The organism is Agrobacterium sp. CMT1, assembly GCF_037203725.1.
GTDB classification, from domain to species: domain Bacteria; phylum Pseudomonadota; class Alphaproteobacteria; order Rhizobiales; family Rhizobiaceae; genus Agrobacterium; species Agrobacterium pusense.
Map to the genome: position 1 here is coordinate 442,276 of NZ_JBBCAR010000001.1, position 20,206 is coordinate 462,481.

Below are 20,206 nucleotides of genomic sequence, written 5' to 3' on the forward strand. Positions count from 1 at the left end.
AACCAGCCGGTCAAGGCCTATGCAGGACAGCAGGCTCGCATGCCCATGACGGTTCCCCTTCCCGCGACAAAACGCGTTTCTCTATTGCCGATTGCGGCCATCATTGTTTCGGCCATCGCCGCCATGCCAGTTCTGGCGATCTTCTGGCTGGCGCTGACCGGCAGCACGGAGGGGTGGCGACATCTTCTCGTCAACGTCCTGCCGCGAGCCGGATTTCGTACGTTCATACTGCTCGGAGCAACGGCAGCGACGACCGCTTTCTTCGGCATTGTCTGCGCCTGGCTTGTCACCACGTTCGAGTTTCCGCTGCGGCGGCTGCTGTCGGCGGCGCTCGTCCTGCCGCTCGCCATTCCATCTTATCTCGCCGCTTATGCGTTCGGTGAGTTTCTCGACTTTACCGGGCCCGTGCAGAGCTTATTGCGTGCTGCTTTCAGCTATCACAGCATACGCGACTACTGGTTTCCTGATATCCGTTCCCTCGGCGGTGCGGTCATCGTCCTGAGCTCGGTGCTCTATCCCTATGTCTATCTCTCGGCCCGTGCCGCCTTTTCCATGCAGGGGCGTTTTGCAGCCGAAGCCGCACGCACGCTCGGCGCAAAGCCTCTCGACGTGTTCTTCTCCGTACAATTGCCGATGGCGCGACCGGCGATTGCCATCGGGCTTTCTCTGGTCTTGATGGAGACCCTCAACGATATCGGCGCGGTCGAATATCTCGGCGTACAAACGCTGACCTTCACCATTTACGAGACCTGGCTCAACCGCGGCAATCTCGCCAATGCAACGCAGATCGCCGCCGTCATCCTCATCATCGTCGGCGCGCTCATCGTAATCGAACGCAACGCCCGGGAAAAACAGCGCTTCGGCGCACCCAAGGCGACAAACATGACGCAGCGCCATCGGCTGAAGTCGCTGACCGGCTGGCGGCGCGGCGCGGCAACTGTTTTCTGCTTCCTGCCCGTGACGAGTGGCTTTCTCATTCCCGTCATCGTGCTGGGTGGTTACGCGGCCAAACGGTTCGATGCGCTGCTTGCGCCGAAACTTCTCAAGGCACTCGGGCACAGCCTCGAAGTTTCCTTTGCCGCGGCCCTGGTCACGCTGGTTGCGGCTTTCGTCTTTTCATACGCCATCCGCACGGGGCGGTCACGAACATCGAAGTTTGCCGCCCGCTTCGGCTCCATGGGATATGGGGTGCCGGGAACGGTGCTCGCCATCGGCGTGCTCATTCCACTCGCGGCTCTCGACAACGGGGTGGACGGGTTCTTCCGTACACATTTCGGCTTTTCCACCGGCCTGCTGCTCTCCGGCACCGCCTTTGCCATCATCTATGCGCACGCCGTGCGTTTCATGACCATGGCGGAAGGCACGCTGGACGCCGGTTTCCAGAAGCTTTCGCCGCATATTGACATGGCTTCACGAACGCTTGGGCGGAACCGGGCGCAGACGCTGTTCAGGGTGCTGTTGCCCAATATGCGGCCCGCGGCGTTGACCGCTTTCCTTTTGGTCCTGATCGAATCCATGAAGGAGTTGCCGGCAACCATCCTGCTGAGACCCTTCGGCTTCAATACGCTTGCCACGCTTGTTTACGAGAATGCCTCACGCTCCAAGGTGCAGGATGCCGCCGTACCGGCGATCATCATCATCATCGCCGGGCTTGTCCCCGTCCTTCTCGTTTCCAGGTCGATGGATCATCCTGAAAACCGATGAGCGTCCCGCCAATGAGACAAAAAAGAAAGGCGGCCTTGCGGCCGCCTGGATAAGGTGTGCTTTTCAACGAGAGAAAGGGGGACAATCTCGCCAGATGGAAATTATCAATCCCGGCCATCAGTCATATGACGACCCTGCGTTGGGTTTACTTTCCGCCAACTCCCATTAACAAGCAGTTAAAACCAAAATCGATCAATCACCGACGAAAATTCCTATTCTGGAACCGTAAAGCCCCGAAACTAAATTACAGGTTTCTGATTTTATTGGCGTTTCAACAGTAACGCGAAAAAATCGTAGAGTTCTCTCCGGTCAGTTTCGCGCCGCGGCGTGTTCATCGCGCATCCGCTGCAACTCCGTGCGCTTCGAGGCGATTGAGGCGACGATGACGCCGACGGTCACAAGCCCGATCAGGATGGTGCAGATGGCATTGATTTCCGGGGTCACGCCGAGGCGAACCTGCGAATAGATCTTGATCGGCAGCGTCGTCGCACCCGGTCCGGTGGCGAAGCTGGCAATGACGAGATCATCGAGCGACAGGGTAAAGGCCAGCATCCAGCCGGCAATAACGGCGGGAAAGATCAGCGGCAGGGTGATACGGAAGAAGGTCTTGACCGGTGGGCAGCCAAGATCAAGCGCGGCTTCCTCGAGACTTCGATCAAAAGTCAAAAGACGCGACTGCACCACAATCGCCACATAACACATGGTAAAGGTGGTGTGCGCAATGACCACCGTCCAGAAACCGCGATCCACGCCGACGGCCACGAAGAGCAGCAGCAGCGACAGGCCGGTAATCACCTCCGGCATGACGAGCGGGGCATAGATCATGCCGGAAAACAGCACCCGGCCCGGAAAACGCGCAAAGCGCGTCAACGACAGCGCCGCGAGTGTCCCGAGGATGGTGCCGATGGTGGCGCTGAGGATACCCACGCGCAACGTCACCCAGGCGGCATCCATCAACCCTTCATTCGACCACATGGACCTGTACCATTGCAGCGAGAAGCCGCCCCAGACGGTGACAAGCTTGGAAGCATTGAAGGAATAAACGATCAGGATGATGATCGGGATATAAAGAAAGGCAAAACCGAGTGTGAGGACGGTGATGTCAAATTTTCCGCGCTTCATGGCCTCACCCCACCTTCTTTTGCTGGTTCTGGAAGATGGCGATGGGCACGACCAGCAACAGCAGAAGCAGCACGGCAACGGCTGATGCCAGCGGCCAGTCGCGGTTGCCGAAGAATTCCGTCCAGAGCGTCTTGCCGATCATCAGCGTCTGTGCGCCGCCGAGGAGATCGGGGATGACGAATTCACCTGTTATCGGGATGAAGCAGATCATCGAGCCGGCCACGACACCCGGCAGGGAGAGCGGGAACGTAATCTTCCAGAAGGCTTTCCAAGGCGGGCACCCCAGATCGGCGGCCGCTTCCAGCAGCGTATTATCCAGCTTTTCCAGCGCGGAGTAAAGCGGCAGTACCATGAAGGGCAAGTAGGAATAAACGATACCGATGAAGATCGCGGTTTCGGTGCGGAAGATGTTTACCTGCTGGTCCGGCCCGAGCAATCCGAGCCACTGGAACAGCACCGTCAGCAGGCCTTCCGGCTTCAGAATCCCGATCCAGGCGTAAACGCGGATCAGGAACGAAGTCCAGAACGGCAGGATCACCAGCATAACCAGCGTCGGCCGCACGGAAGACGGCGCGCGGGCCATGGCCAGCGCCATGGGATAACCGATCAGCAAAAGCAGGAAGGTGGAAATGAAGGCGATGCGCAACGACGACAGATAGGCGTCGATGTAGAGCGGGTCTTCCGTCAGGAAGAGGTAATTTTCAAAATCCAGCTGCGAAAAGAAATCACCGAGCCTCGAGAAGCCTTCGAAGACAGGGGTATAGGGCGGCATGGAGATCGCCGTATCCGACAGCGAGATTTTGAAGATGATGAAAAAGGGGGCCGCAAAAAACAGCAGCAGCCAGAAATAGGGAACCGCGACGACCAGCCAGCGCCAGGGGCTTTGCCGGTTTTCGGGAGTGGTGATCGCCATCGAAGCCTCCCTCAGCGCGTCAGGACGAGGCCGGAGTCCGGCTTCCAGTTCAGCCACACCATATCGCCGAAGGTAATCGGGCGATCCACGAGACGCGAGACATTTGCCTGTGCGGCGCGGATGACGCGGCCATCGGCAAGCTTGACGATGAAGACCGAGAAGTCGCCCAGATAGCCGATATCCCATACCTCGCCATAGGCGGAGTTGATGCTGCTATCGGCAGGCTGATCGAGCGAGATGCGCACCTTCTCCGGCCGGATGGCGAAAGCCACCTGGCTACCGGCGGCAGCGGCGCATTCCTGCTCAACCGCCACCTTCAGCCCGTCGCAATCCAGTGTCACGAGGCCGGGCCTGCCGATATCGGAAGCATTGGCGACGACATTGGCGTCGAAAATATTGATGTCACCGATAAAATCGGCCACGTAGCGGCTGTTCGGCGCTTCATATATCTCGGCGGGCGTCGCCACCTGCACGACAATGCCCTTGTCCATGACGGCGATGCGGTCCGACACCGTCATCGCCTCTTCCTGATCGTGGGTGACGATGAGGAAGGTGAGACCGAGATTGGTCTGGATATCCATCAGTTCGAATTGCGTTTCCTCACGCAGCTTCTTGTCGAGCGCGCCGAGCGGCTCATCGAGGAGAAGCACCTTCGGCCGCTTGGCAAGCGATCGGGCAAGCGCCACGCGCTGCCGCTGCCCGCCGGAAAGCTGGCTCGGCTTGCGTTTGGCGAATTCCGTGAGCTTGACGAGGCGCAGCATTTCCTCGACCCGGGCGACGATGTCCGCCTTGGGCAGGCCATCCTGCTCCAGACCGAAAGCGACGTTCTTTTCCACCGACATATGCGGGAAAAGCGCATAGGACTGGAACATCATGTTGGTGGGCCGCTTATAGGGCGGAACGCCGGAAATATCCTTGCCCTGCAGCAGGATGCGGCCCTCGGTCGGCTCCTCGAAACCAGCCAACATGCGCATCAGCGTGGTCTTGCCGCAACCGGAGGGGCCGAGCAGCGAGAAGAACTCACGCTCGTAAATATCGAGCGTCAGATTGTTGACGGCGACGAAATCGCCAAAACGTTTGGTGACGTTTTCAAAGCGGATGAAGGGCACCGCATCGGGATTGTCCCACGGGCTAAATTTGCGTTTGACCGGCCCTAGAGTTTTCGCCATTCACCCTACCCTCAAATCCCGTTGGTCTGTCGATCGATGCTTCGGGGCGGGCAATACCGGCAGGTAACGGACCTGCCGGCAAAGTATCAGAGGAACAGGCCCGCCGGCCGTTCCTCAACCAGCGGGCGGAGGTGTCAGCTGCCGGTCTTTATCTGCGTCCAGACGCGGTTCAGCACGCGCTGTTCCTTCGGTCCGTAAGGCGAGATCGTGAAGAGCTTCTTCATCGTCTCGGCATCGGGATAGACTGCCGGGTTCTTGGCAACAGACTCATCCATCAGCGCCTGCGAAGCAAGGTTGCCATTGGCGTACTGAACGTAGTTCGACGCCTTGGCAATGACTTCCGGCCGCATCAGATAGTTGATGAAGGCGTGCGCTTCTTCGACATTCTTGGCATCCGCCGGGATGGCAAGGTTGTCGAACCACATGTAGGTGCCTTCCTTCGGGATGACGTAATTCACCTCGACGCCATTTTTGGCTTCCTCGGCGCGGCTCTTCGCCTGGAGGATGTCGCCCGACCAGCCGATGGTGATGCAGCTGTCGCCATTCGCCAGTTCATCGATATAGGCGGAGGAGTTGAAGGTCTTCACATAGGGGCGGATCTTCATGTAGACATCGCCGCCCGCCTCGAGATCGGCGGTTTCTTTGCTGTCCGGGTTCTTTCCGAGATAATTCATGGCAATGGCGAAGGTCTCGTCCGAGGCATCGAGAATATTGATGCCGCAGGATTTCAGCTTTTCAGCATTTTCCGGCTTGAACAGAATATCCCAGCTATCGACCGGAACATCGCCCAGCGCAGCCTTCACCTTGGCGACGTTATAACCGATGCCGGTGGTGCCCCACATGTAGTTCACGGCATATTCGTTGCCGGGGTCGTATTTCGCCAGACGCTCGGAAACCTCGGGCCACATGTTTTTCAGATTCGGCAACTTGGACTTGTCAAGTTTCTGGAACACGCCGGCATTGATCTGGCGGGCGAGAAAGGGGCCGGTGGGCACGACGACATCATATCCGGAGCTGCCGGCCAGCAGCTTGGTTTCCACAAGTTCATTGCTGTCGAAAACGTCATAGACGACCTTGATGCCGGTTTCCTTGGTGAAATCGGCGAGGATCGATTCGTCGATATAATCCGACCAGTTATAGACGTGGACGACCTTTTCCTGGGCCATTGCCGAGCCTGCTGCAACGAGCGCGGTGGTGAGAGCCAAGGTCAGGCGGAGAGAACGGTTTTTCATGATGTCTCCTGTTAACGCATCCTCACGACGGGAGCGTGATCCCCTTTTTTCGGAGAGACTAGAAAGGAAAACAGAAGGGAGCAAGGGGGAAATGTGCAGCACAGCATTTTCAACCAAATGTGTTCCGGTCGCAAAAAAGCGAATGAAAACACCTACTGGAAGTCGAAAACACTGAGGCCGGTGACCATTTCATCCAGCCCCAGCGGCCGCGTGAGCGGCGCTTCCGCCCGCGAAAGACAGCCCTGTCTTTCGCACAGCCGGCACGAAGGACCGACGGCGACGGGCGCAGCGCCCGAAGCGGCCGGGCCATAGACGGTCTCTGCCGCCTGAGCGAAATCGCAGCCCAGAAGCACCGCCGTTCGCCGCACCCTCTCGCCGAAACCAGCCTGCGGACCTTCCAGCGTGCGCGACACCGTGAGGAAAGCATCCCCGTCGGGCATCTCGACCGCTTCCACGAGCACTTGTCCCGGCTGGGCGAAAGCCGCATGAATATTGAGACGCGGACAGAGGCCGCCAAAACGCGCCCTTGGAAAACCGCCGGCCCCCGCAAGGCGAAAACGGTTACCGGCATTGTCGATTTCCATCAGGAAAAACGGGATCGCCGCGGCTGACGGCCGCTGCAGGCTGACGATGCGATTGGCCGCCTGTTCGAACGATACGTTGAAGCGCGACCGCAAGACTTCGAGATCGTACTTCGCCCGCTGGGCGGCGCCGAGGAATGCGCCATAGGGCATCATCAACGCATGAGCGGCGTAACGCGCCAGTTCGAAGCGGGCAATGCGTCTCGCCTCTTCCCCTTTCAGGCCAAGCCCTTCAAGCTCCGTACCGATTTCTTCGCGCAGCGCCAGAAGGCAGGTCTCCATCGCCATTTCCCTCAGCTGATCCGGCTGCGACAGGCGCTCGGATAAAAAGAGCCGCATGGAATGCCGGTCGTAACGTCGCCGGAGGTTCGGCATAGCGTGAACCGGCAGGGTGCGGACCACGATGCCGTGGTTTTTCTGGAGCCATGCGCGAACGCCGGAGGCGAGATCATCGCCCGTCGACAAATGTTTGTGGAGGTCTTCCGCAGCCGCATCGATGGAATGGAAGTAGGCCGGGCGGTTTTCAAAGACGTGTCGCACCTCGTCGATCGGCAGGCGGGTGGAGGAAAGCATCGTTTCATGACCCTCCCGCGCCAGAAGATCGGAGAGATCGGAGAGGCGCTGCGCCTGTTCCCGGTAAGCCCGGTATAGCTTGAGAACACCACTTGCCGCATTGGGCGCGGCATCGGCGACCTCGATCAGTTCCTGCGGCGACGGCACTTCGCCGACCAGCAGCGGATCGGCGAAGACCTCGCGCAGCTGCCCGGCGGAACCGGCGCTTTCGCCCTGCAGGTCATCCAGATCGACCTTGTACACAGAGGCGAGCTTCAAAAGCAGCTGCACCGTCAGCGGCCGCTGGTTGCGCTCGATGAGATTGAGATAGGACGGCGAAATCGCCAGCGCCTCGGCCATGGCCGTCTGCGTCAGCGCGAGACCGTTGCGAATGCGGCGCACGCGCGGGCCCGCAAAAATCTTGTTTTCCGACACAGCGTCTCCCCTCCACCCCGTCAACTCATACAAGTCTATTACAAAATCGACGGATCATACCCTTTTACAAAATTTACATTTTTACAGCGTCACTCTGTCATGCACACTACAGGATGACCTCTTTCAAGTCACTGTTTTTATGTTTGTTCTGGCGATCAAATCTCGAAAAATGTAAATGTAGTCACATCAAACGGCGCCATAGATATTCAAGACGGCCCGCTACGAAAACCGAATTTATCATGGGAGAGAGAAGTATGACGGATTTTTACAAACTTGTTCCGGGCGCACCGCAGGGACGTTTCGACGGCATCGAGCGCACCTATACCGCCGCCGACGTAGAGCGGCTGCGCGGCTCTGTCGAAATCCGCCATTCGCTGGCCGAAATGGGTGCGAACCGGCTGTGGAAGCTGATCAACGAGGAGAATTTCGTCAATGCGCTGGGTGCGCTCTCGGGCAACCAGGCCATGCAGATGGTTCGCGCCGGGCTGAAGGCGATTTATCTCTCGGGATGGCAGGTTGCAGCGGATGCGAACACGGCCTCGGCCATGTATCCGGACCAGTCGCTCTATCCCGCCAATGCAGCGCCGGAGCTGGCCAAGCGCATAAACCGCACCCTGCAACGCGCCGACCAGATCGAGACCGCGGAGGGCAAGGGCCTTTCTGTCGACACCTGGTTCGCGCCGATCGTTGCCGATGCGGAGGCCGGTTTCGGCGGGCCGCTCAACGCCTTCGAGATCATGAAGGCCTTCATCGAGGCAGGTGCAGCAGGTGTTCACTATGAGGATCAGCTGGCATCGGAAAAGAAGTGCGGCCATCTCGGCGGCAAGGTTCTGATCCCGACGGCGGCGCACATCCGCAACCTGACGGCAGCACGGCTTGCGGCCGACGTTATGGGTGTACCAACGCTGGTCATCGCCCGCACGGACGCGGAGGCCGCCAAGCTTCTGACCTCTGACATCGACGAGCGCGACCGTCCCTTCGTGGATTACGATGCCGGGCGCACCGTTGAGGGCTTTTATCAGGTCAAGAACGGTCTGGAGCCCTGCATTGCCCGCGCGGTGGCTTATGCGCCCTATTGCGACCTGATCTGGTGCGAAACATCAAAGCCGGATCTGGAACAGGCGCGCAGGTTTGCTGAAGGCGTGCACAAGGTGCATCCGGGCAAGAAGCTCGCCTACAATTGCTCGCCGTCGTTCAACTGGAAAAAGAACCTCGACGACGCGACGATTGTGAAGTTCCAGCGCGAGCTAGGCGCGATGGGCTACAAGTTCCAGTTCATCACGCTCGCTGGCTTCCACCAGCTCAACTACGGGATGTTCGAACTGGCGCGCGGCTACAGGGACCGGCAGATGGCGGCTTATTCCGAGCTTCAGGAGGCGGAATTCGCAGCAGAGGCCAATGGTTACACCGCCACCAAGCATCAGCGCGAAGTCGGTACCGGCTATTTCGACGCCGTGTCTCTGGCGATCTCTGGCGGCGCGTCGTCCACCACAGCCATGAAGGAATCCACCGAGCACGACCAGTTCCGCCCGGCGGCCGAATAAATCAAGAAAACCGCCCTTCCCCATCGCGGGAAGGGCTTGCAAAGCAGATCAAAAACCCCTGACAATAACGAGAGGAGAAATGCCATGAACGCCCACAATCCCATCAAGACGCACGTCAAGGAACGCGCCGAGGAGCAATCCTCCGCCATGACGCAGGATCAGCAGGCTGCCATCCGCATGCTGGCCAATGACCTGCACCGCCTCAACCAGGCCGTCATGAAAGCCGTCGAGGCCGGCGTTTCCGTCGAGCTGGTCCGCTCGGCCCGCCACCATGGCGGCGGCGGCAACTGGGGTGATCTGCTTATCCCCGTCATCGTTGCGCAGGGGCGTGACGCCGCGTGAAACGAAAGACCGGAACATCATAATCGATGTTCCGGCCTTCAGTGCAAACGTCAGAAGTGGCCGCCTCAGAAGCTCGCCGACACGGAAACGCCGATGCTTACATTGACGCCCATCGCCTCCACGTTACCCTGGAGTTGGGGCGCATAGGGAGCGAAGCAGGCAAGTTGCGTCAGGGGAATCGGGTTCAGAACGGCCGGCGATTCCCACGCCAGATGCATCGCCACGCCTCCCACGAGCTTTTCCCAGCCTGCGATCTTGGTGCCTGAGGCTGCCGGCGCAATTGCCGTGACGGATTGCGAAAGAGCATCGGCAACAACTGCCGCGAGCCCCTTACTGACTGCTGCATAAAAGAGCTTTGCTGCTTCTTCCGGCGTTCCTGCTGCGGACATCGCATTTACGTATGATGCTGAAACTATCATGGCGGCCTCAACCTGAAAGGGTTAAACTTACAAAAGGCAACCTATGGATATTTTGATGCGCGCGCAACTATAAATTATTAAAATTTATTTATACAACTGAACGTAATTTCATCTATGCCGGGCGGCTCTTGCGTCCGGCGTAGAGATCGGAATGGCTCTTGATCAGACGGGTCATCCGATCCGCCACTGTCCTGATATCGGGTCGGTGGCGATCGTCATTATTCATGACGATCCATTGATTGTGGCGCAGCGGTTCGATTTCGCCGCCCTCCCGGACGAGGCGCGCATCCGCATCGCCCACGAAACAGGGAAGCACCGCGATCCCCGCCCCTGACAGGACAAGATCGAGAAGCGCCGTTGGCCGGTTCACCGTTACGACGATCTCGTTGCTCCGGTTTTCATGCGGCCAGCGAAGATAGGTTGAAATGGCGTTTTCCTCGGCTACCGACAGCCAGCGGTCAGCGACAGTGGCGGCGGCATTGCGCAGCCTGTAGGGAGCGTAGGCAACCTCCCCCGTCTTGATGGCAGCAAGATTGCGCTCCTGCGGCTCGAAAGCGCGGATACCGATATCGTTTTCGCGATGCGCCAGAGACGCCCTCTGCTCGGCAATAAAAAGGTCGATGCGGAAATCATCGCGATCCGTGCAGATGGCGGAGAAGTTGCTGGTCAAGAGCCAGGCATTCCAGGTGCCCACGGCAATCCGCACGATGGACGAGGCCGATGACGCCTTCTGCCACCCCTCGATATCCCTGGCCGCATTCTCCATAGCCTGAAGTCTGTCGAACAACGCACGGCCGTCCACTGTGAGGGCGTATCCCGTCTGGCTGCGCTGGAACAGCGCCTTGCCGATCCGCTCCTCCAGCTCGACCATGCGCCGCCCTATGGTCGCGGGGCTTAAGCCCGTCAGCGCGGCGGCACCCGTCAGGCCACCGCTGCGTGACACGTCGAGGAAAAGCTGGTAGGAATCCCAGGTGACGTTTTTCATAATTGAAAAACGTAGCGCATTTTCTTGCGCAGATAAATCAAAAAACGGCGTGCATCATGGCCCTCCGCAGTAAGAAGGAGAGCGAACATGCACGCGATTTTTGCCGCACGGGCCATTATTGAAAATCAGCGACCGCGCACACGGCGTGAAGCCATTCTGCAGGAAGAAAAGTTTTACAGGGATATGGCCGAGGCATCACGGATGTCACGGTTTTTCAGCGCGCTTATCAACTTTGTGAAGGCGAGAAGCCGTCGATCAATGGAAGAGGGCGATAAGGGCTGCGAAAGCACCGGCTGCGATGAGGCTCAGCCGAAAGGCCAACTGCCGGCTCTCGTTGTCAGTGCGGGCGATGGCAATGGCGCGAGGGCGGCGATGTGCAGATCTGTTCATGCGCGGGCTCCAGACGAAAAACTCAACCGACCCATGCCCTGTTAAGGGCTTCCAGCGTGACATCATGTGCAGCGGGATCATTGAGCGATCCGGCCTTGCTGGCATTCGGTCAGGATGACTCCTCCCCCGTTAACAGATTATTAAAAAAGCGAGGAAGGGTCACAACTTTACCAACTGAAACTGGGTTGGCGAACAGGTCTTATCAGCTCCGTCACCCCGGACTAGTTCCGGGGTCGGGCGCGATCAAGTCCTTGATCGAGAAGACTCTTTACGGCCCAGAAGCGCCATGGCTGGACGCCGGATCAAGTCCCGCTTGACGAAGGAGAGAGGTCCGATCTTTTCCACGGCCAGAGACGATCACGCGAATTCGCCGGCCGCCTGCCCGGACGCCCAGGCCCACTGGAAATTATAACCGCCGAGCCAGCCGGTCACATCGACACATTCGCCGATGAAATAGAGGCCGGGCACGGATTTCGCCGCCATGCTGCGGGAATCGAGGCCGGTGGTGTCCACGCCGCCGAGCGTGACCTCCGCGGTGCGATAACCTTCCGAACCGGCGGGCTTGATCTGCCAGTCCTGCACCTCTGCCGCCAGCTTCGCCAGAGCCTTGTCGGACATATCGGCGAGATGGCCGGTGAGGCCGGATTGTTCGACGACATGCTGGGCGAGCCGCTTCGGAAGGATCTCCGACAGGGCGGTCTGGGCGGACTGACGGCCGTTTTTCTGTTTGGCCTGCTTCAACACCGCGGCCAAATCGCGATGCGGCTCAAGCTTCAGGCGGATGGGATTGCCCTCGCGCCAGTATGAGGAGATTTGCAATATGGAAGGACCGCTCAAACCGCGATGGGTGAACAATAGCGCTTCCTCAAACGAGGTTTTGCCATGGGAAACCTCAGCCGGAACAGCGACACCGGCAAGCGGGCTCAGCTTCTCCAGAAGACCGGGATCAAGCGTCAGCGGAACGAGGCCGGGGCGGGTTTCAATGAGCTTGAGGCCGAACTGTTCGGCGATCTGGTAGGCAAAACTGGTCGCGCCCATCTTCGGGATAGACTTGCCGCCTGTCGCGACGACGAGGCTCTCCGCCTCGATGACGCCGCCCGAGGTCGACACCCGAAAACGGCCGCCGTCATGGGTCACGGCGGAGACTGACGTTTCGAGCCGAAGCTTCGCATTCACCGCCTGCATTTCAGCCAGCAGCATGCGGATGATATCCTTGGCGCTGTCATCACAGAAAAGCTGGCCGAGCGTCTTTTCGTGCCAGGAGATACGGTGTTTTTCGACAAGGGCGATGAAATCGCGCGGCGTATATCGGGCAAGCGCGGATTTGGCGAAATGCGGGTTGGCAGAGAGATAATTCCTCGGCCCGGCGTGGATATTGGTAAAGTTACAGCGACCGCCGCCGGAGATGCGGATCTTTTCGCCCGGCGCTTTCGCATGGTCGAGAACGACGACGGAGCGGCCGCGCTGGCCGGCGCGGATGGCGCACATCATGCCGGCGGCGCCCGCCCCCAAAATCAGCACGTCACATTTGTCTGCCATCATTCCATCCGTTTCGTTTCCTTTCCTCTTTTCCAAGTGCCGCCGCTTGTCAATGGCGCTTTCCCCCTCGCCAATTGCCAAACTACGGTTATGATGGCGACAGTCGAAACACAGACCCGGTGATACATGCCCGCCAAGAAAACCATGCTCCGCCCGAAAAAACAGGCAACCATGGCAAAGAAGACCCCTCCCCTCGACCTTTCCTCCACCCGTGGCGTTTCCTCCTGGCGCGAAGCCGCGCAATGGCTGAGGGCGCGTGGGATAGAAGACATAGAATGCATCACGCCCGACCTTGCCGGCGTACCGCGCGGCAAAATGATGCCGACGGCGAAATTCACGGGCGATACCTCGCTTGCTCTACCCTCGGCGCTCTATCGCCACACAATATCGGGCGAATATCCCGATGAGACCGCCAATTTCCGCTACGAGCCGCGCGACAGCGATCTGAAGCTGGTGCCGGATCTTTCCACCCTCTCCGTCGTGCCCTGGGAAACCGACCCGACCGCGCAGGTGATCTGTGACGTGGTGGATGCGGAAGGCAATTTCGTGCCCTACACGCCGCGCAACGTTTTGAAGAACGTGCTTTCGCTCTATACCGAAAAGGGCTGGAAGCCGGTTGTCGCACCGGAGATCGAATTCTACCTCGTCGCCATGAATGACGATCCGGACTATCCGCTGCATCCGCCAAAGGGTCGGTCGGGACGCTCCATCGTTGGAGGTCAAAGCTATTCCATCGCCGGCATCAACGAGTTCGACGAACTGATCGACGATATCTATCACTTCTCCGAAAAGCAGGGTCTGGAGATCGATACGCTCATCCATGAGGAAGGGCCGGCACAGCTGGAAATCAACCTGCGCCATGGCGATCCGATCGAGCTTGCCGACCAGGTGTTCCTTTTCAAGCGCACCATTCGCGAAGCCGCGCTGAAGCACGGCATCTACGCCACCTTCATGGCCAAGCCGATGCAGGGCCAGCCGGGTTCAGCCATGCACATCCACCAGTCGGTGGTAGAAATCGATAGCGGCCGCAACATCTTTTCCAATGAGGATGGCAGCCCCTCGAAAGAATTCTTCTCCTTTGTCGGCGGCATGCAGCGTTACGTTCCGAATGCGCTGGTCATGCTGGCGCCCTATGTGAATTCCTATCGCCGCCTGACACCTGACATGGCCTGCCCGGTGAACAATGCCTGGGGTTACGACAACCGCACGACGGCCTTCCGCGTGCCGATTTCCGGCCCGCAGGCGCGGCGCGTCGAAAACCGCCTGCCGAGCTCGGACGCCAACCCCTATCTGGCGCTCGCGGCCTCGCTCGGCTGCGGCTGGCTCGGTATCGTCAACAGCATCGAGCCGACCGAACCCACCGCCGATACGGCCAATGAGGGCTCTATCGACCTGCCGCGTGGCCTGCTTGAAGCGGTCGCCTTGCTGGAGGGCGAAGCACAGTTCGACCGGATCTTCGGTCACGAATTTGTCGGCCTTTATGCCGGTCTGAAGCGGGGGGAATTCGAGACCTTCATGCAGGTCATCAGCCCCTGGGAGCGCGAGTTCCTGCTTCTCAACGTGTGAGGAATCCCGAGCATGACATGGCAAAGCCCGATTGCGCCGGGACTATCCTGGTATCAGGCAACCGTCCGTGAGCGGCCGGACTATCCCGCGCTCGATGGGTCGAAGCAGGTGGATGTCGCGATCATCGGCGGTGGTTACACCGGTCTTCAGGCCGCCTGTAATCTCGCTGAAAACGGCGTCTCGGTCGCCCTCATCGAAGCGCATCGTTTTGGCGATGGCGCTTCCGGCCGAAATGGCGGCCAGTTCGGCACCGGCCAGCGCTCTTTCCCCGATGAACTTGAGGAAGAGATTGGCTTCGAGCAATCGAAGCTGCTCTTCGACATCGCCGAGAACGCCAAAAATTATGTGCGCGATTTCGCAAGCAGCCGCGGCATCGACATGGATTATCTGCCGGGCCAACTCTATGTGGCGCACAAGGCAGGTTACGAGGACGACTATCGCCGCAGCGTCGATGCGATGAACAACCGCTACGGCTATCCGCATATTTCCTACATGGAGCGTGGCGAAGCGCGCAAACGCGTCGGCTCCACTCATTATTTCGGCGGCACCCGCGACACCGGCACCGGCCATATACACCCGCTTAAGCTGCTGGTCGGGCTTGCGAAAGCCGCGAAAGATGCGGGTGCTCAGATTTACGAGATGACGCCTGCGAAATCCATCCGGCAAGTGGGCGGCAAGACCATCATCGAAACCCCTTTCGGCACCATCACTGCGCCACGGGTGTTGATTGCGACCAATGCCTATATCGGCAATCTGGAACCGATAACGGCAGCCCATATCATGCCGATCCGCTCCTTCATCGGCGCAACCGCACCGCTGGACGCCTTCCCCGGCATCATTCCAGACCGGGAGGCCGTGGCGGATTCACGGTTTGTGGTGCGTTACTTCCGCAAGACGGCCGATAACCGGCTGTTGTTCGGCGGCCGCGAAGCTTACACGGCAGATACGCCGCGGGATATTTCCAGCCACATACGCCGGCAGATCGCGGAAATCTATCCCGAGCTGAAGGATATCGACATCACCCATTCCTGGGGCGGCTCCGTCGGCATCACTCTACCGCGCAAGGTCTTCGTGCGTGAGGTCATGCCAGGTGTCACCTCCATCGGCGGATATTCAGGCCACGGCGTGATGCTGTCGAATTATTGCGGCAAGCTTTATGCCGATCTGGTGCTCGGCAAAAAGGACATGCTGGCGCCATTCGCGCGGCTGAAAGTGCCGGCCTTTCCGGGCGGAACGTCACTGCGCGCGCCGCTGCTTTTCCTGGCGCTTTCGTGGTTTGCATTGCGAGACAGGTTTTAGTCCAATGTTTACAGTCCATTACCGGCGGCAAGCACGCCGGCAAAAGCAAAATTCATAATTTCACATAACTGAGTCTGGCATTTTTAAATCGATTAGATTATTGATGCCCCAACCCTTGAAGATCGAGAGAATCGATATGAGCAGTCAGATCATTCCTGTTGAACCTTTTGATTGTGTCGTTTTCGGCGGCACGGGCGATCTTGCCGAGCGCAAGCTTCTGCCGGCCCTTTATCACCGGCAGATCGAAGGGCAGTTCACGGAGCCGACCCGCATCATCGGTGCGTCGCGTTCGGTCATGACCCATGAGGAATATCGCAAATTCGCACAGGACGCCCTGAAGGAGCATCTGAAGGCCGGCGAGTATGACGACGCGCAGGTTGCCGTGTTCCTGAACAGGCTTTTCTACGTGCCCGTTGACGCCAAGGGCAACAATGGCTGGGACGTGCTGAAGAAGCTGCTGGACGAAGGTAAAGAGCGCGTGCGCGCTTTCTATCTCGCTGTCGCGCCCGGAATTTTCGGCGATATCGCCGACAAGATCCGCGAACACAAGCTCATCACCCGCTCGACCCGCATCGTCGTTGAAAAGCCGATCGGCCGCGACCTCGCCTCGGCGCAGGAACTCAACGACACCATCGGCCATGTCTTCAAGGAAGAGCAGATCTTCCGCATCGACCACTATCTCGGCAAGGAGACGGTGCAGAACCTGATGGCGCTGCGTTTCGCCAACGCGCTTTACGAGCCGCTGTGGAATTCCGCGCATATCGACCACGTGCAAATCACGGTTGCCGAGGCAGTCGGTCTCGAAGGTCGCGCCGGTTATTACGACAAGGCCGGCGCGTTGCGCGACATGGTGCAGAACCATATTCTCCAGCTGCTCTGCCTCGTCGCCATGGAGCCGCCGGCTTCCATGAACGCCGAAGCCGTGCGCGACGAAAAGTTGAAGGTTCTGCGTTCGCTGAAGCCGATCGACACCAGCAACGTCGAAAAGCTGACGGTTCGGGGCCAGTACCGCGCCGGCGCTTCCGCAGGTGGCCCGGTCAAGGGCTATCTGGAAGAGCTCGAAGGCGGCGTTTCCAACACCGAAACCTTCGTCGCCATCAAGGCTGAAATTGCAAACTGGCGCTGGGCGGGCGTTCCCTTCTACATCCGCACCGGTAAACGCCTCGCGACCCGCGTTTCGGAAATCGTCGTCACCTTCAAGCAGATCCCGCATTCGATCTTCGACGACGCGGCAGGCAAGATCGAGGCCAACAAGCTGGTCATTCGCCTGCAGCCGGATGAAGGCGTCAAGCAGTCGCTCCTCATCAAGGACCCAGGCCCGGGCGGCATGCGCCTGCGCCAGGTGTCGCTGGACATGAGCTTTGCCGAAGCCTTCAACGTGCGCAGCCCCGACGCCTATGAGCGCCTGCTGATGGATACCATCCGGTCCAACCAGACGCTGTTCATGCGCCGCGACGAGGTCGAGGCCGCATGGGACTGGATCGACCCAATTCTCAAGAGCTGGGAAGAGCTTGGTCAGGGCGTGCAGGGTTACACGGCAGGAACCTGGGGGCCGAGCGGCTCGATCGCACTGATCGAGCGTGACGGTCGTACCTGGCACGATGCCGACTGAGGGCGCGCGGATGAGCGAAACAATCCACGCCTTCGATAGCGCCTCCGATCTTGCCAATACGCTTGCGGCTGATGTCGCCCAGCGGCTCGACGCGGCAACCAAGGAACGGGGGACCGCAAGCATCGCGGTCTCTGGCGGCTCTACACCGAAGCTGTTCTTTCAGGCGCTTTCCCAGCACGATCTCGATTGGCCCAATATCAGCGTGACGCTGGTGGACGAGCGCTTCGTGCCGCCGGAAAGCGATCGCTCCAATCATCGTCTCGTCGCCGAGAATCTTCTGCAAAACAAGGCGAAGGCGGCTTATTTCGTGCCGCTGTTCCAGCCGGCGGCCTCGCCGGAGGATGCGGCAACGCTTGCGACCGTCAAGACCGAAGCGATCTGCGATCCCTTCGATGTTGTCATTCTCGGTATGGGAACGGATGGCCACACGGCCTCGTTCTTTCCCGGTGGAGACAATCTCTACGAAGCGCTTGATCTCGATGAGCCGCGCGGCGTTTTGACCATGGCGGCCGAGAATGCCGGCGAGGAGCGGTTGACCTTCAACTTCTCCAGCCTGCACGATGCCGGTTTCCTGGTGCTGCATATCGAAGGCGCCGCCAAGAAGGCGACGCTGGAGAAGGCGCAGTCGGGCGAGGATGAGGAAGAAATGCCCGTCCGTGCCGTGCTGAACCGGGCAGAAACGCCAGTGGATATTTACTGGGCGCCATAAGCCGACGCGACGGCCGCTCCTGCGGTCCGCGACAAGCGCCCCGAAGACATGAAGACTGAAACACGACAACCGGCATTCGCCTCCCGGAACGCCGGCTGTCGACCAACGAACAGGATGAACGCCCATGTCCGCCGATTCCCGCATTCAGGCCATCACCGCCCGCATCGTCGAACGTTCCAAGCCCTATCGCGAGACCTATCTCGAGCGGCTGCGGCTGCAGGTCTCAAAAGGCGTTCACCGTTCCGTGCTTTCCTGCGGCAATCTTGCACACGGGTTTGCGGTCTGTTCCCCCGCCGACAAGGACATCCTTGCCGGCGACCGGGTTCCCAATCTCGGCATCATCACCGCCTATAACGACATGCTCTCGGCGCACCAGCCCTATGAGACCTTCCCGGCCATCATCCGCGATGCAGCCAAGGAAGCGGGCGGTATCGCTCAGGTTGCCGGCGCTGTGCCTGCCATGTGTGACGGCGTCACCCAAGGGCAGCCCGGCATGGAGCTTTCGCTGTTTTCCCGCGATGCCATCGCCATGGCTGCGGGGATCGGCCTCTCGCACAACATGTTCGATGCGGCCCTCTATCTCGGCGTGTGCGACAAGATCGTGCCCGGCCTCGTGATCGCCGCACTCGCCTTCGGTCACCTGCCCGCGGTCTTCATTCCTGCCGGTCCGATGACATCAGGCCTGCCGAATGACGAGAAGTCACGTATTCGCCAGCTTTACGCCGAAGGCAAGGTCGGTCGCGCGGAGCTGCTGGAAGCGGAATCCAAATCTTACCACGGTCCCGGAACCTGCACCTTCTACGGCACCGCCAATTCCAACCAGATGCTGATGGAGATCATGGGCTTTCATATGCCTGGCTCCTCCTTCATCAATCCCGGCACGCCATTGCGTGACGCGCTGACCCGCGAGGCTACCAAGAGAGCGCTCGCCATCACCGCGCAGGGCAACGAATTCACTCCCGCTGGCGAGATGATCGACGAACGATCCATCGTCAACGGCGTCGTGGGTCTGCATGCGACCGGTGGTTCCACCAATCACACCATGCATCTGATCGCCATGGCGCGCGCCGCAGGCATCATCCTCACATGGCAGGATATTTCCGATCTCTCTGACATCGTGCCGCTGCTGGCCCGCGTTTATCCCAACGGGCTGGCCGATGTGAACCATTTCCACGCTGCAGGCGGCATGGGCTTCCTCATCAAGCAGCTCCTGAAACAGGGCTTCGTGCATGACGATGTGCGCACCGTCTTCGGACAGGGTCTGGCCGCCTACACCGTGGATGCACTACTGGACGAGAAGGGCGCGGTCACCCGCCAGCCCTCCCCCGAGCAGAGCCACGATCCGAAGGTGCTTTCCAGCATCGAAACACCGTTCCAGCCCACCGGCGGTCTCAAGATGCTGACCGGTAATCTCGGCAAATCCGTCATCAAGATTTCCGCCGTCAAGCCGGAGCGCCATATCATCGAAGCGCCCGCGATTGTTTTCCACGACCAGCAGGAGCTTCAGGACGCCTTCAAGGAAGGCAAGCTTAACCGCGACTTCATTGCGGTCGTCCGCTTCCAGGGGCCGAAGGCGAATGGCATGCCTGAGCTACACCGCCTGACACCGCCGCTCAGCGTGCTGCAGGACCGCGGCTTCAAGGTGGCGCTTGTGACGGACGGGCGCATGTCCGGCGCATCCGGCAAGGTGCCGGCCGCGATCCATGTTACGCCTGAGGCTTCCGATTGCGGGCCGATCTCGCTCATCCGCGATGGCGATATCATCCGTCTCGACGCCGTTTCCGGATCGCTCGAAGTGCTGGTGTCCGCCGCCGAACTGTCAAAACGCGAACCGGCGCGCGCCGATCTCTCCGGCAATGAATGGGGCATGGGCCGCGAACTTTTCGCCCCCTTCCGCCGTAATGCCGGTCCTGCCGATCAAGGTGCCAGCGTCCTGTTTCATTGATTTCCAAAAGGCGAAGGCTGGATGCGGCTTTCGTCTTTAAACCCCGCTCTGCGGCATCGTCCCACCGCACTTTCACGCCCGGGACGGGCGGACGCAGAAACAGCTTTATTTCCCATGCCTTAAACGCCAAACTTGTCATGCGGCTGTG

At 59.5% G+C, this 20,206-nt stretch carries 17 protein-coding genes; 9 read left to right on the top strand and 8 right to left on the bottom strand.

Translation table 11 applies throughout. From position 1 onward, the window contains the following. Positions 1-39 precede the first annotated feature (39 nt). Positions 40-1,704, top strand: coding sequence for an ABC transporter permease subunit (locus WA845_RS02310; RefSeq protein ID WP_162719249.1), 1,665 nt, complete (start codon positions 40-42; stop codon positions 1,702-1,704). 309 nt (positions 1,705-2,013) lie between these two features. Here the strand turns inward: WA845_RS02310 and WA845_RS02315 are convergent, their stop codons facing one another. The 5 genes from WA845_RS02315 to WA845_RS02335 form a co-directional block, all read right to left on the bottom strand. Further along, positions 2,014-2,826 carry an ABC transporter permease gene (locus WA845_RS02315; protein WP_004440083.1) on the bottom strand — a complete coding sequence of 271 codons (813 nt, stop codon included), beginning with the start codon at positions 2,824-2,826 and terminating at the stop codon, positions 2,014-2,016. Between the two features lie 4 nt (positions 2,827-2,830). Beyond that, positions 2,831-3,739: an ABC transporter permease subunit gene (locus tag WA845_RS02320; protein WP_004440081.1), complete on the bottom strand. Its 909-nt coding sequence runs from the start codon at positions 3,737-3,739 to the stop codon at positions 2,831-2,833. 11 nt (positions 3,740-3,750) lie between these two features. Then, positions 3,751-4,908, bottom strand: a complete 1,158-nt coding sequence (locus WA845_RS02325) for an ABC transporter ATP-binding protein (protein WP_022555646.1) — start codon at positions 4,906-4,908, stop codon at positions 3,751-3,753. 134 nt (positions 4,909-5,042) lie between these two features. Further along, positions 5,043-6,140 (bottom strand): polyamine ABC transporter substrate-binding protein, encoded by a 1,098-nt coding sequence (locus tag WA845_RS02330; RefSeq protein ID WP_037090882.1) that lies wholly within the window; start codon positions 6,138-6,140, stop codon positions 5,043-5,045. 152 nt (positions 6,141-6,292) lie between these two features. Then, the gene (locus WA845_RS02335; RefSeq protein WP_112555808.1) at positions 6,293-7,708 is read right to left on the bottom strand and encodes a helix-turn-helix domain-containing protein; all 1,416 of its coding nucleotides are present in this window, start codon (positions 7,706-7,708) and stop codon (positions 6,293-6,295) included. Positions 7,709-7,962: 254 nt separating this feature from the next. On the opposite strand from WA845_RS02335, the gene aceA reads away from it, so the two are divergent. Next, positions 7,963-9,252, top strand: coding sequence for an isocitrate lyase (gene aceA / locus WA845_RS02340; protein WP_337322162.1), 1,290 nt, complete (start codon positions 7,963-7,965; stop codon positions 9,250-9,252). An 84-nt stretch (positions 9,253-9,336) separates the two neighbouring features. Beyond that, a complete protein-coding gene (locus tag WA845_RS02345; protein ID WP_004432604.1) occupies positions 9,337-9,594 on the top strand; it encodes an SMc00767 family acetate metabolism repressor in 258 nt (85 codons plus the stop codon). 65 nt (positions 9,595-9,659) lie between these two features. Here WA845_RS02345 and WA845_RS02350 read toward each other — a convergent pair whose 3' ends face one another. Together WA845_RS02350 and WA845_RS02355 are read right to left on the bottom strand one after the other, a co-directional pair. Further along, positions 9,660-9,983 (bottom strand): hypothetical protein, encoded by a 324-nt coding sequence (locus WA845_RS02350; protein ID WP_006698168.1) that lies wholly within the window; start codon positions 9,981-9,983, stop codon positions 9,660-9,662. 142 nt (positions 9,984-10,125) lie between these two features. Next, positions 10,126-10,998: a LysR family transcriptional regulator gene (locus WA845_RS02355; protein ID WP_045532720.1), complete on the bottom strand. Its 873-nt coding sequence runs from the start codon at positions 10,996-10,998 to the stop codon at positions 10,126-10,128. A gap of 87 nt (positions 10,999-11,085) precedes the next feature. On the opposite strand from WA845_RS02355, the gene WA845_RS02360 reads away from it, so the two are divergent. Continuing rightward, positions 11,086-11,433 (top strand): hypothetical protein, encoded by a 348-nt coding sequence (locus WA845_RS02360; protein ID WP_004440069.1) that lies wholly within the window; start codon positions 11,086-11,088, stop codon positions 11,431-11,433. Between the two features lie 312 nt (positions 11,434-11,745). Here WA845_RS02360 and WA845_RS02365 read toward each other — a convergent pair whose 3' ends face one another. Further along, positions 11,746-12,930, bottom strand: a complete 1,185-nt coding sequence (locus WA845_RS02365; RefSeq protein WP_045532721.1) for an NAD(P)/FAD-dependent oxidoreductase — start codon at positions 12,928-12,930, stop codon at positions 11,746-11,748. Between the two features lie 123 nt (positions 12,931-13,053). Between WA845_RS02365 and WA845_RS02370 the strand changes: the two genes are divergently transcribed. The 5 genes from WA845_RS02370 to edd all read left to right on the top strand — a co-directional run bounded on the left by WA845_RS02370 (position 13,054) and on the right by edd (position 20,058). Beyond that, entirely contained in the window at positions 13,054-14,493 is a 1,440-nt protein-coding gene (locus tag WA845_RS02370) for a glutamine synthetase family protein (protein WP_022555640.1), read from the top strand. A 12-nt stretch (positions 14,494-14,505) separates the two neighbouring features. Next, positions 14,506-15,792 (top strand): FAD-dependent oxidoreductase, encoded by a 1,287-nt coding sequence (locus WA845_RS02375; RefSeq protein ID WP_112555810.1) that lies wholly within the window; start codon positions 14,506-14,508, stop codon positions 15,790-15,792. A gap of 136 nt (positions 15,793-15,928) precedes the next feature. Next, positions 15,929-17,404, top strand: coding sequence for a glucose-6-phosphate dehydrogenase (zwf, locus tag WA845_RS02380; protein ID WP_004440062.1), 1,476 nt, complete (start codon positions 15,929-15,931; stop codon positions 17,402-17,404). 10 nt (positions 17,405-17,414) lie between these two features. Continuing rightward, positions 17,415-18,113 carry a 6-phosphogluconolactonase gene (pgl, locus tag WA845_RS02385; RefSeq protein ID WP_006698174.1) on the top strand — a complete coding sequence of 233 codons (699 nt, stop codon included), beginning with the start codon at positions 17,415-17,417 and terminating at the stop codon, positions 18,111-18,113. Positions 18,114-18,237: 124 nt separating this feature from the next. Beyond that, the gene (gene edd / locus WA845_RS02390; RefSeq protein WP_337322163.1) at positions 18,238-20,058 is read left to right on the top strand and encodes a phosphogluconate dehydratase; all 1,821 of its coding nucleotides are present in this window, start codon (positions 18,238-18,240) and stop codon (positions 20,056-20,058) included. Positions 20,059-20,206 lie beyond the last annotated feature (148 nt).

Excerpts from the sequence above, each read along its gene's own strand:
- WA845_RS02310 (WP_162719249.1), top strand. The coding sequence starts at position 40 with ATGCCCATGACGGTTCCCCTTCCCGCGACAAAACGCGTTTCTCTATTG.
- WA845_RS02315 (WP_004440083.1), bottom strand. The coding sequence starts at position 2,826 with ATGAAGCGCGGAAAATTTGACATCACCGTCCTCACACTCGGTTTTGCC.
- WA845_RS02320 (WP_004440081.1), bottom strand. The coding sequence starts at position 3,739 with ATGGCGATCACCACTCCCGAAAACCGGCAAAGCCCCTGGCGCTGGCTG.
- WA845_RS02325 (WP_022555646.1), bottom strand. The coding sequence starts at position 4,908 with ATGGCGAAAACTCTAGGGCCGGTCAAACGCAAATTTAGCCCGTGGGAC.
- WA845_RS02330 (WP_037090882.1), bottom strand. The coding sequence starts at position 6,140 with ATGAAAAACCGTTCTCTCCGCCTGACCTTGGCTCTCACCACCGCGCTC.
- aceA (WP_337322162.1), top strand. The coding sequence starts at position 7,963 with ATGACGGATTTTTACAAACTTGTTCCGGGCGCACCGCAGGGACGTTTC.
- WA845_RS02345 (WP_004432604.1), top strand. The coding sequence starts at position 9,337 with ATGAACGCCCACAATCCCATCAAGACGCACGTCAAGGAACGCGCCGAG.
- WA845_RS02350 (WP_006698168.1), bottom strand. The coding sequence starts at position 9,983 with ATGTCCGCAGCAGGAACGCCGGAAGAAGCAGCAAAGCTCTTTTATGCA.
- WA845_RS02355 (WP_045532720.1), bottom strand. The coding sequence starts at position 10,998 with ATGAAAAACGTCACCTGGGATTCCTACCAGCTTTTCCTCGACGTGTCA.
- WA845_RS02360 (WP_004440069.1), top strand. The coding sequence starts at position 11,086 with ATGCACGCGATTTTTGCCGCACGGGCCATTATTGAAAATCAGCGACCG.
- WA845_RS02365 (WP_045532721.1), bottom strand. The coding sequence starts at position 12,930 with ATGATGGCAGACAAATGTGACGTGCTGATTTTGGGGGCGGGCGCCGCC.
- WA845_RS02370 (WP_022555640.1), top strand. The coding sequence starts at position 13,054 with ATGCCCGCCAAGAAAACCATGCTCCGCCCGAAAAAACAGGCAACCATG.
- WA845_RS02375 (WP_112555810.1), top strand. The coding sequence starts at position 14,506 with ATGACATGGCAAAGCCCGATTGCGCCGGGACTATCCTGGTATCAGGCA.
- zwf (WP_004440062.1), top strand. The coding sequence starts at position 15,929 with ATGAGCAGTCAGATCATTCCTGTTGAACCTTTTGATTGTGTCGTTTTC.
- pgl (WP_006698174.1), top strand. The coding sequence starts at position 17,415 with ATGAGCGAAACAATCCACGCCTTCGATAGCGCCTCCGATCTTGCCAAT.
- edd (WP_337322163.1), top strand. The coding sequence starts at position 18,238 with ATGTCCGCCGATTCCCGCATTCAGGCCATCACCGCCCGCATCGTCGAA.